Below are 9,164 nucleotides of genomic sequence, written 5' to 3' on the forward strand. Positions count from 1 at the left end.
ACCACATTCCGAACTTAACTTAGACTTTTTAAGTACTTATCGGTTAACCCGAAATACTTCAGGTTGCCATCTGGCTCCAAGACTAAGCTCATATTGGATGTAGAGATCATGCCCGGATCATTCGTTGAGAAAATAACGGTCTTATTGAGTAGTTTGTCGCTAAATAACCGCTTGAAGTAGTGGGAATTTTCTTGCTCTGCACCATTAAATGGCTCGTCAATGATAATCAAAGATTGTTCGCAGTTGCCTAGCCCTAATGCGAGCCGCAGTCTTTGTTGAATACCATTTGGTAAACTTTTACAGATATCAACGCTCAATTGAGTGTCCAGGCCTTGTGGCAACCATGTATCGAGCTCAAAGAAACTCACCATTTCACGCATTTTTTCTGTTGGGATTAACCCATTATGCAAGATGAAGTTAGTCTCCAAGGAGCCTTCAAAAATATGCAGGTTAAACGGGATGTAGTTAATCGAGGTTCGATAGCGGTAACTGTTGAATTGTTTGATGTTATAACCGTCCACCGAAACTGAGCCTTGATAGCGTTCCTCTAGCCCAGCGATAATAGAAATGAGCGTCGTTTTACCGCAACCTGTTGGTCCACAAATCACAACTTTTGCGCCCGGTGGAATTTTAAAACCAAGATTAGTTAAGCCTGTTGCCGCACCACTATAACGATGGCTCACACCAGAGCCGACGATACTACCTTGAAAGAGGCGAATAGGGGGGCTTTTCTCTAACGTTAGCTTATCGTCATTCATCGCCATAAGGTTGTTGATTTGCGCAGAAGACGCCTTAATGGATTGGAACTTAGAAATAGAGTTGTAGATGCCCATAATAGGCCCCAACGCCTTCCAGACTAAAATTACGGTAGCAAGCATTGCACCTGCATCGGAGGTGCCGTCCATCACGCCGATAACGGCCGCGACGATACTTGCGGTACCAATAACCTGAATCAAACTCCCGCCTGCTGCCTGAACCCTGCTATTAGTCACTGAAACATGTTCTGCATCGCTGGTGCTTTGTAAATGCGATGCGCTAAAGCGGGACTGGATAACACGCAATAATGGCAAGCCTTGGATGGTTTTTATACCACGAAGAATCTCATTCCATTGGTAAGAAACCATGGCGTTGGCGCGAGAGCTCTTGGACGTGGCTTGCGAGTAGATGTAACGAGAATAAACACAGAACACCAACATTAGAATCAACCCCGCCATAACGACTAGCGCTGCGGTACCAGACATAAGAGCAATGGCAATAATGAATACGATAACAAACGGCATGTCGAAGTAGCTTAATGTTGACTCTGCGGTTACCAAACGGCGGAAAGTGTCGATGTCCTTCAATCGTGCTAACTGAGAAGAGACACCAGCGGTAGATGTCATCGAATAAGGAAGCCACAACAGTTTGGATATTACGTTTTGAGAAATATGCACCGCCAAATCCTTTCCTGATGTGGCGATGATGTTGACCCGCATTTTCTTGAAAAAGTATTCCGAGAACCCAACAATCACAGCAAATAACGTGAGCCAATAAAGCGTGGCTTGCGAGCTAGAGGTTAAGGCGAAGTTGTACACACTCATAATAAAAAAGGGCTGGAGTGCGCCGAGAATGCTGACCACGAAGCTGAGAATAATCAGGCTTTTGAGTTCATTGTTGTAGCGATAAAACGCGTATTTAATCCAGTTACTGCGGTCTTGAGATTCAGGTGGCGGTTCTCGGAATAAGCGGGAGTATTCGCTGATCGAGACCAACAAGCACGGCTTCTTGCAGAGCGGGTATTCAATGGTGTTGTTATTTGTGTAATCAAACAGGATCAGTTTGCCGTCTTTAGTGCCCAAGAAAATCGCAGTGAGGTTTTCTATCTCGATAAAACAAGGATGAGGGTGCCCCTCGATGTGCTCCAACGTTTTTAATTTGGTGACGTCACAACGGTAACCAAGACGTTCAATCGTGGCAACAAAACTGTCGCTGTCTTTTGGTTTAGGGATAAAAGCGTCACTGAGGATAGAAGGTGTGCCTTCCCATTCAAGCGCAATGAGGGTGTAAGCTAAACCACGAATCAAAGGTGACTGATTGTATCGCTCGTCATAACTGCGAGCCTCAAAGTCCAACAAGCGCTGAGGGACATTATTAAAATCAACCAAAATACTCATTGGTCACCTCCGGTAAGTTTGACGCGTTTGAGGCGATGATTAAGTTTGTCCATCTTGTTGCTGACGATGATGAGGATTTTGTCGTTGGCGCGATAGGCGGTACTGGTCAAAACCAATCGAGCAAAGTCGTCATCATAAACACAGTCGATATCGTCGAAGATCAACACACGTTTGTTCGCGAGTAAGGCACGCACTAACAACAAGGCATAAGCGACTTGGCGCGAGAATGGGTTGCGTAAATGTCCTTTAAGCTCGGTATAAAAACCAGCGGGAAGGGCATCGATTTGTGCTTTGATGTTCATGGTCTCGCAAAGCGCAAATGCGGTGTTGTTTAAGCTCGGGCGGAAACAAGTCAAGTTGTCGATGATGGTGCCTTCGACGAACGAATTGGTTTTGTCGACCATGAGCACGCTATTGCGCCAGACGTTGTAATTGACGTCATCGAGTGGTGTCTCGTTGATTTGGATATCGAGCTTGCTGTCGGTGTTTTGCCGCGTAATGCAGTTAGCGAGGTGGGTTTTGCCTGCGCCGCTTTTCCCTGTTAGCAAGTAAGCCTGACCGCGTTCAAACTCGATGCGTTGTTTTTCCGAATACTTCACCGAGATGCGCTCGACTTCTGTCGTGTCATTTTGTTGTTCTACAGATGCCGCAAGCTCAAGTAGTTCGGCGATACGTTGAATATGAAGCTTGTTCAACTCCCAGCGGCTCACCGTACGCATCACTTGTTGGTATGGGGCGAAGTAGCGGTTGGTAAGCATGATGATGGCTGCCATGATGCCTTGGCTAGATTGCATGTTGATAACTGCCGTTGCCAAAACCACCACCACACAAGCGATGGAGAGCTGTTGTATGAGCGACAAGATAAGGCTGAAGTTCGATTCGATTTGCTCGTATTTGATGTTCTCGACTTCACGTTCTTCCACCATTTGTGTCATCAAACTTTCGACGCGATATTCCATATTGCGCGCTTTGATATCGAGTGGGCTAGAGATGATCTCGATGATTTTCGACGTGGTTAAGCCTTCGATGTCGGATTTGTTTTCTAGGCTGTTGATTTTTTGCTTGGAAAGACTGAGTGCGAACACCGCCAAAACGATGGAGGCGAGCAAGATGGTCACCCCAGCCCAGATGTTGATTAGACCGATAATCAGAATGGTCAGTATGCTGACTGCAAGGTTGATCAATGCCCGTACAGATTCTCCGCCAAAGAAGGATTTAATCTCTGGAATGGTAGCAATACGCTCTAGGTATTCACCGGGTTCTAGGCGACGAAACTTCGATATCTCAGCCAAACAGATGGATTGAAACACCTTGTTGGTTAGGTTGGTTTCGAACTGCTTCATGATGACCGACGAAATCTTCTCTTCCTGATTTTTTAAGTGATAGTCGAGGAAGATGGTGATCAAGATAATGGCAAACAGAAGAAACAGTGTGTCTTTGGCTTGGTTAGGTAAAACTCGGTCAAAGATAATCAGAATCGAAAAGGGCAGTACTAAACCAAACAGTGTCGAGATGACCGTTGAGAAAGTCAGGTAACACTTGTCAGCAAAGTTAATCTTTTGGGAAAAATGCTCAGTTTGCATTGCGACCTCCTTTCTTAATCGATGGTTTGGAGAGAAGGTGTTTTGGAACTAAGTCTTGATTGCTTCTGCCTTCGATATCGCTCATCAACTGCATGATGCTTTCGATGGATTGCACCGACAACATGCCCTTGATTTGCTCAAGATTGATCGATTCAATGATGTAGTCATAACGCGCGCTCTCGTAATCACGTAGCGCGCTAAACAGTTTACTTTCCGCTGCCAGTAAGTCGGTAATGGTTCGCGTGCCAAGCTGGTAAGCGCGTTGAATGCCTTTGTAGGAAGCGTAGTTTGCGCGGATGATGTTCTCGTAACTGCTGATGGCGCGGGAGAAGTCATTGATGTTGAGCACCGAGGTGTTAACGCTATTGCGCGTAGTGAACAACGAATCTTGGTACAGCAGCTCCGTTCGCTCGATGGCAGTCGACGATTTTTGATAACCGTAGTAATCCGAACCGCCGGAGAAAATTGGCACATTCAAGTTCAACCCGACGCTGGTCGAGTTACTGTCCCCTGTTGCGGTTGGGTCGGTTCGGTCATAGTTGTTCGCATCGTCGTAACGGTAACTGGCAGAGAGCGATACGGTCGGCACAAAGTTTGAACCGCTTTCTTTCAAGCCTCTTCGGCTGCGCTCGACGGTTTTCTTCGCAACCAATAAGTCGTTATTGAGCTTCAAAGCTTGTTCAAGAATCTCACGTTGTTCGGATTCGCTGATTTCCGCCAAGGGCACGCTTTCGTAGATGTCCTGTGATGGGGTGACTGGGTATTGAACTTGAATCTCTAAACCGTTCAAAATTACGCGCCGGTCTTTCTCTAAGGTTCTTAAGCGATTGGCAATGCCTTCTTTCTGGGCAATTACCTCATACAACTCGCTCGCCGCAGTGTTGCCAAGTTCCACGTTGCGACGCATTTGGCGCTCACGTGTTTCAGACGATTTAAGTTCTACTTGGGTGGCTTTGATTTGCGCGTTGTTTTTGAGGTATTCGAAATATTGCGTCGCGATTTCAGAAATGGTGCTCTGGATTTTGTTCTCGTGTTTGATTTCTTCAATGTTGAAATCAAGCTTCGCGGTGCCGTATTTAAAGATGTCACCAAGGTTAAACACCGATTGGGATAAAGACACACTGTAGCTGTTCGAGTTGTAGCTAGAACGTGTATCCGGTGTTCCCGTTAATATGGTTTCGTTTTCATTCCATGTGGTATCAGCAGCACCGTTTAAAGAGGGTAGAAACTTAGAACGGCTAATGTCGATGTTGTATTCGTTTTCTTCCACGCCTTTGTCACTAGCGCGCAGAGATAAGTTGTTTTCCAAGCCGAGTTTGACCGCCTCAAGCAAGGTGGTCGCCATTGCCGAAGGAGCATTGCTCAATGTAAGCGCTGCCAATACGCAGCTAGTTAAGTTTCTGTACCGCCACATACTTGTTGATCACCTTGATGATTTCGTCGTTTTTATAAGGTTTGCTGATCACGTAATCCATTCCTGCTTCGATACAAGCTTGGTGTTCATTACTGCTGGTCAATGCTGTCGCACCTATAATGGTGCAAGGGTTTTGCCCGCTCTCTTGTTCGTACTGTCGAATGCGTTTGGTTGCTTCAATACCGCCCATGCCTGGCATGATGCAGTCCATAAAGATGATGTCCGAGCGTTGATTTATGAAGTGCTGAACAGCGTCTGCGCCATCGCCAACGGTATCGGCTTCGTATTCTTGCTTGCTCAAAATACGTTTGAGTAGAATCTGTTGAACACGGTCATCTTCCACAATCAGGAATGAGCTGTTCTCCATCTGATCTTCAGAGGCTTCCGCTTCCATGATTGCTAACAGGTTAGGGATGAACTCATATGGAATCGCAGGAGAGTTCAGAATCTTGTCGACAAAGGTATGACTCTCTTGTGCTTGCTGAGTGCTAGTGACTGAAAGCAACAACTTCGTGTTCGGGTGATTGCGCAGTTGCGATTTCACCGTTTTGCTCAGTGAGGGCAGCTTGTTTGGCTCGAACGTGTCGGTCAGCATGATGGCATCGTATTCGCCAAAGGTTTTTGCAGCAGAGAAGAGTTCGTTCGGCGTTCGAATTGGCGTGATCTCCAAGCCCAAGTTGACTAACATTTTGTTCATTACATCAATGCGCAGCTGAGAGTTGGCACACAGCAACAAACGCTTATTGTCGAAGCGAGTTTTCTCGGTGTGGAAGCTTTTGGCTTTCAAATCGAGCTGAATTTGAAAACGTTCCTGATTGCCCGATTGATACCAATGGCTCTCGTAATAGCCATAATCTTTCAGTACGCTTTTAGCCAAATCGTCTTTGGTTGCAGTGTGCTGTTTATGGTCGCTCCAGTGTAGGGTATTGAGCTTGGCAAACGGCACATCCAGTGTGGTTAAGAAGTTTAGATTGATGGTCAAGCGGGTATTTTCAATGTCTGACGCCGCACCTGATTCAATGGTGACAAACAGTTTCTTGTCGGCTTTGAGTTGGATGGCATTTGATAGCTGTAGGAACAACACCCAGAATAAGCTGGTAGATTGTCCTTCAACACGGTTTGGTAAGTTATCTGAGATAAAGCAGTCTAGCTCACCTTCATTTCGCTGCACTTTTGAACTGATGTGAATCATCAATTCAGACAGTACATTCAGCAGTGAAAACTCTTTCGATTTGCTCTCGGTCCCTTGTGAAATGAGTCGGTTGTAGTTCTCTGCCAATTCAGACAGGGTATTGGCAGCCGAGGTTATATCTTGCGCCATCAACACTCCGCTCTCATCGGTCTCTTGAACGAGATATTGCACGCCGCCGTTAATGGTGTTGGTGATGCCACGAATCTCGTAACCAATCAGAGCATAGAGCTGCTTGTAGAGATCGTTATTGCGTTTTTGCTCTTCGAGTTTGCTGAAAATCAGTTTTAGGTGTGAGTAGATCTGACGCTGCTTAGGATTGATGCTCACTTCATTCAGCAACTCTTCCAACCTTTGTAAATCCAGTAGTTTGAGTTCTTGATAAAGCTCATCGAATTCTTGGTCAATGTCACGCTCATTCGAGCTGGATTTTTTCAGTTTAAGGATTGCCACCAAGTTCGATAGCACTGCGATACCAACCAGTACGACAACGACCACAAACAACCAAATGAAGAACTCGTTTTTCTCCATCATTAGGTCACTCGCATGGTTGTTAAATATGGTCCGGTAGTTGTCGTCCATTTGTAGGTAGTTATTGGTGAGCGAGAGGTACAGTGCCAACACATCGTCGCGTGTTTTTTGGCTGTCTGAGAAGCGATTGATTGCCAGTTCAAGCTGCGTGTATTCGGTCGCGCCCACCAAGCTAAACTCGGTTTTGTTGAGTGACGCGAGCGACTTAAATTGGTCAATTTCGTCTTTCAGAACCTCAAAATCAAGCTCTGTTGTACTGCAATAACGCGCGCTTAAACAGCGTTGAAGCGTTTGAATATCAAACTCGATAGTTTGGTTGAGCTGTTGAGCTTGAACCAACAGAGGCGCGTTTTGCACTTTCTCGACTGAATCCACTTTTTCCCAAGAGATATACAAATAAAAGGCGAGGGCAGCCAGCATCAAGCTGAAAGCGATGCTTAGGCGCATAACAGGAACGGAAATATTGTAAGAAGGTTTGCTACTCATCCATCACCTCTCATCGAATGCGTCTTCGATAGCCGACATTACCGGCTTCGCTGCGTATTCGATCACCCGGCGTGAACCTGTTTTCACGTCTGCGGTAAACTCCATATAAGGGGACAGCTTGTATTGTGTGCCTCCGCGCTCTAGATAGTTTTGACTGATTTGGATTTCCGCGAGATAGAATTCAGCGTCTTCTTCTTCATAAGAAGAACGGCTGATCGATGCAATTCGACCTTCCAAAAATCCGTATTTGGCAAAGTTGTAGGTATCCATCTTCACTTTGACCGCTTGTCCGATTTCTACAAAACCCATGTCTTTACGCGGGATCTTCGCCTCTCCGTGAAGGGCGTTATTGATCGGTGCAATGTCCGCGATGCTTTCACCTGGCGGTATCACAGCGGAGCGGAAGTTGAAGTGCACTTTATCTACTACACCGTCAATAGGGGCGTAAACCACGAGGCGATCCACTTTATCTGAGTGTTGAGGACGTAATATACGTTTCAACTTTAAGTCCTTGTTTGCTTGAATGATTTGTGCTTGATACTCGGCATTACGATTCTCCACCAAGTCTCGGTACTGCTTCTCTAGTTTGTCGAGTTGGAAACGCTCATTCATGACCGACTCATCAAGGTTTTCTATCTCACGCACCATGTTTGACTCTTGAACCTGCATATTCAGAACATCGACGTAAGACGCCATTTCCTCTTTGTACAAGGTGTTCTTAATATTGAGCTGCTTGCGTATCAAGGAGAGCTGGTTCTCGGAGCTTTTACGGCGCTTGAGCATTGAATCAATAAGCGAATTCTTATGTTGGATATCGTGAGTGATCAACTCTTCATTGGAACGGTTTTTAGAAAATTCTTGCTGCCAGGTATTCATGTTGACTTGCACTAATTCTGGGTAGTTTTCGATGTAGGCAGAAAAATCGGGTTCCACCATATCGCGCAGGCTTTCGTAACGAATCTTGTCTAGCTCTAGCTGAATGATCTCTGTGTTTACCGTATCGAGTTGAGTGTTTCTATCCAGAGAGCGAAGGCGTGCAATAGGCTGACCTTCGTAAACTACTTCGCCTTTGCGCACTAGCATTTCTTCTAGAATACCGCCTTCAAGGTGTTGCACTTTTTCGATGTCAGATTCGAGCAATAGCTCACCGCGCACCGACACCACAATGTCGATACGAGCCTGAGATGCCACGGCGATAGCCACCATGGAAAGCAAAAAGATAACCAGCAAGGTTTTGTGTACGCTGGTCATTGCACTGGCTAGCACGATTGTATCGTCTGTTGTTACCTTCGAAGCTTCGTTGTTCGAAACGAGCGCCTTTTTGAGGTGATGTTCTATTTGCTTATTACTCATGAGCCACCCCTACGATTCACTACCTGTGCGGCTATCGATTGAATTTTCGATTTTTAACAGCTGGCTAATTTGTTTGTTTACGTTGTTAAGCTCGGTTTTAACGTCCTCGATCAATTCATTAGGAGCAGGGAAATGGTGTTTGTTTAAGTGTTCAATCTTTGCCAATTTTGGTGGTAAGTCGTCATCACATAACAAGACGAGAATGGTCTTTAGTCTTTTTGAATAACATCTGAGTGCTTCAAAACGGTTTTGTTTATGCAGCATCTCAATATCAATCCCTGCGTCACTGAAATCTTGGTAAAAATCGCCTAATAGCAATTGCAGCCCTTTATGGCTGTTGTCGACTGAGCGCAACAGATTTGTCATATTTATCATTATCCCACCGCACTAATTGCTTTAATGACAACAAGTAAGGATCTTTATACTGGGTTTTCAAATTTTTTTGTTTTTATGGA

At 45.5% G+C, this 9,164-nt stretch carries 6 protein-coding genes; all 6 read right to left on the reverse strand.

Annotation, left to right across the window (positions count from 1 at the left end):
* Positions 1-14: 14 nt before the first annotated feature.
* The 6 genes from R7190_RS03025 to R7190_RS03050 are packed head-to-tail and all read right to left on the reverse strand — an operon-like array spanning position 15 to position 9,087.
* Complete coding sequence (locus R7190_RS03025) at positions 15-2,153, reverse strand: ATP-binding cassette domain-containing protein (protein WP_170897022.1); 2,139 nt, start codon at positions 2,151-2,153, stop codon at positions 15-17.
* Positions 2,150-3,736 carry an ATP-binding cassette domain-containing protein gene (locus tag R7190_RS03030; protein ID WP_054701322.1) on the reverse strand — a complete coding sequence of 529 codons (1,587 nt, stop codon included), beginning with the start codon at positions 3,734-3,736 and terminating at the stop codon, positions 2,150-2,152. The genes R7190_RS03025 and R7190_RS03030 overlap by 4 nt, the downstream gene beginning before the upstream one ends.
* A complete protein-coding gene (locus tag R7190_RS03035; RefSeq protein ID WP_053307835.1) occupies positions 3,726-5,150 on the reverse strand; it encodes a TolC family protein in 1,425 nt (474 codons plus the stop codon). Before R7190_RS03035 ends, R7190_RS03030 begins: the two co-directional genes overlap by 11 nt.
* Positions 5,125-7,356, reverse strand: coding sequence for a response regulator (locus R7190_RS03040; protein ID WP_170897020.1), 2,232 nt, complete (start codon positions 7,354-7,356; stop codon positions 5,125-5,127). The genes R7190_RS03035 and R7190_RS03040 overlap by 26 nt, the downstream gene beginning before the upstream one ends.
* A gap of 3 nt (positions 7,357-7,359) precedes the next feature.
* Entirely contained in the window at positions 7,360-8,709 is a 1,350-nt protein-coding gene (locus tag R7190_RS03045) for an HlyD family type I secretion periplasmic adaptor subunit (RefSeq protein WP_053307833.1), read from the reverse strand.
* 9 nt (positions 8,710-8,718) lie between these two features.
* Positions 8,719-9,087 carry a hypothetical protein gene (locus R7190_RS03050; RefSeq protein ID WP_025998718.1) on the reverse strand — a complete coding sequence of 123 codons (369 nt, stop codon included), beginning with the start codon at positions 9,085-9,087 and terminating at the stop codon, positions 8,719-8,721.
* Positions 9,088-9,164: the final 77 nt, after the last annotated feature.

The sequence above is a fragment of the Vibrio sp. 1078-1 genome, assembly GCF_033340475.1.

Excerpts from the sequence above, each read along its gene's own strand:
- R7190_RS03025 (WP_170897022.1), bottom strand. The coding sequence starts at position 2,153 with ATGAGTATTTTGGTTGATTTTAATAATGTCCCTCAGCGCTTGTTGGAC.
- R7190_RS03030 (WP_054701322.1), bottom strand. The coding sequence starts at position 3,736 with ATGCAAACTGAGCATTTTTCCCAAAAGATTAACTTTGCTGACAAGTGT.
- R7190_RS03035 (WP_053307835.1), bottom strand. The coding sequence starts at position 5,150 with ATGTGGCGGTACAGAAACTTAACTAGCTGCGTATTGGCAGCGCTTACA.
- R7190_RS03040 (WP_170897020.1), bottom strand. The coding sequence starts at position 7,356 with ATGAGTAGCAAACCTTCTTACAATATTTCCGTTCCTGTTATGCGCCTA.
- R7190_RS03045 (WP_053307833.1), bottom strand. The coding sequence starts at position 8,709 with ATGAGTAATAAGCAAATAGAACATCACCTCAAAAAGGCGCTCGTTTCG.